Here is a 2,312-nt window from a genome sequence, read left to right as displayed (position 1 = left end):
AGCAGGGGAGGCGTTCGTAAGCCGGGCAGATACCGTGATAGCTGCCGCACTGGTATCCGGCATATGGGTACGGATCCAGGGATCAGCAATGCTCACAGGGCCTGTAACGGTAATGGCTACTGTATCGGTGATACCGCTGTTTAACCCGGGTACGGCCGGCATCCAGTCCCAGCTGCCGCTGCAAATGTAGGTGGGGCTTTCCCAGTTAGCCAGGCCGTGATCATGGGCAGGATCGTATTTAGGAGGAGAGATCAGCACCGCAATGGCATTCTTACCTTTTGGATGCAGCAGGGAGGTAATATCATAGCTACCCCGTTGCATATGCCCGTGTAAGTTACCCAGGTGTTTGCCATTGAAATAAATGTCTGCGTATTTATTGATCCCGTTAAATTTTAACCATACGCGCTGCTGCCGTTGCACCGCTATTGCAGGAAATTCCGTCCGGTACCAGAATGGCCGGTTATATTTTGCAGCATCCACCTGGTAAATATTATCTGCATAATCCGGATCTTTTTCCAGGCCTGCTTTTACATAGGCATAAAACACCGTGCCGGGTACAATGGCTGGCACCCAATCCCGGTCGGGAAAACCCGGGCTGGCAACAGCAGCGGCTTGTTCCCGTACTGCTGCCTGCGGAAATGCTTTCCAGTGAAGGCTTTGACTATATAATAAGGTACCGGTAACCAGGGATAAGAGCAGCAATGCAATTGACTTCATAAGTGGTGAAATGTTTCCGCAATAATAGAAATATTTTGCTAAACCGGTTTAGTTATGTTAAAATGATGATTTTTGCAGACTATTAATCGCAAGATGTATAGCTTAATACAAATTACATAAATATTTATATGTTAATGATGTTGTGCGGGAAATTCTTTTATCCTTTATTTGCTAAATCAGTTTAGCATGTTTCACGCGTATGAAAAGTTTCCTTTACCTGCTACTGACGGGCTTTTTGGGGGTGTCTGCAGCGGCGCAGACCGGGCCTGTGTTTAAAAATGACGATTGCCATTGCTATAGAGGCTTGCCACGTTTTATTATCTTGCCGCAAAATTAAATTATAGTGAAGCAGATCCAGTTAATTATCGTTTGTACGCTTGTATGTTGTATTCACCGCGCAGCCGCACAATCACCGGCCAACCTGGTGAATCCTTTTGTAGGCGCCAGTACCAGCGTAGGCGCTGCCGGCACCTATCATGGCTTGGGAAAAACATTTCCCGGGGCTACCACTCCCTATGGTATGGTACAGCTTAGTCCTAATACCATTACCGGCGGCGATAACGGTTCCGGTTACAGCTACGAACATACCAGCATAGAAGGATTTGCATTTACCCAGATGAGCGGCATTGGCTGGTATGGTGACCTGGGCAACTTTCTCGTAATGCCAACAACAGGGCCTTTAAAAACACTGGCAGGCAAGCCTGGTACAAAAGAAGGCTATCGTTCAGAATATCTTAAATCAAGTGAAAAAGCAGCTGCCGGATATTATTCAGTACAGCTATCAGACTATAACATCAAAGCTGAAATGACAGCTGCGCCTCATAGCGCCATCTTAAGATTCACATTCCCTGCTAATCAGCAGTCAAGGATCCAGATCGATCTTGCCCGCAGGGTAGGCGGTACTTCCACCAGCCAGTATGTGAAAGTAGTGAATGACAGCACCATCACAGGATGGATGAAATGCACTCCGGATGGTGGCGGCTGGGGTAATGGAGATGGCCATGCAGATTATACCGTTTATTTCTACGCAGTATTCAGCAAGCCCCTGCGGCATTATGGCGTATGGAGCGCTGATATTCCCGATAGCTGGACACGTAAGCTGGAAGATGTAAGCAGCGACCGTTACCAGCAGCAGGCAGGCCATGCAGCCATCCTGAATGGCGTTAAAGAAAAAGAAGGAAAGCACCTGGGATTTTTTACGGAGTTCGATACAAAGGCGGGAGAGCAGGTATTTATGAAAGCAGGCATCTCCTTTGTAAGCATGGAAGGCGCAGCAGCTAACCTAAAGCAGGAAATAAAGGACTGGAATTTTGATAAAGTACATAGCCGTGCCCGTGAGCTGTGGAACAGGGAGCTTTCCCGCATACAGGTTGCCGGCGGCACAAAAGAAGAGCAGCAGGTATTTTATACGGCCTTATATCATACCATGATAGACCCGCGCATTGTGCAGGATGTAGATGGTAAATATACCGGTGGAGACGGTAAGGTGCATAGCGGCGGCACTTTCCGCAAGCGCACCATCTTCAGCGGATGGGATGTGTTCCGCAGCCAGATGCCCCTGCAAACCATTATCAATCCTTCACTGATCAATGACC

General features: G+C 48.0%; 2 protein-coding genes. One reads left to right on the top strand and one right to left on the bottom strand.

All coding sequences use genetic code 11. The features are described 5' to 3' along the window. Positions 1-717: glycosyl hydrolase 2 galactose-binding domain-containing protein (locus VIM87_RS09765; RefSeq protein WP_331996811.1), on the bottom strand; the 717-nt coding region annotated here is incomplete at its 3' end. Between the two features lie 343 nt (positions 718-1,060). Between VIM87_RS09765 and VIM87_RS09760 the strand changes: the two genes are divergently transcribed. Next, positions 1,061-2,312 (top strand): GH92 family glycosyl hydrolase (locus tag VIM87_RS09760; RefSeq protein ID WP_331996810.1); only part of this gene is annotated, 1,252 nt, incomplete at its 3' end.

Source organism: Chitinophaga sp. (assembly GCF_036569125.1).
Taxonomy (GTDB): Bacteria; Bacteroidota; Bacteroidia; order Chitinophagales; family Chitinophagaceae; genus Chitinophaga.
Note: the sequence above shows the minus strand (reverse complement) of the source record. Positions and strands in the feature narration are given on the sequence as shown.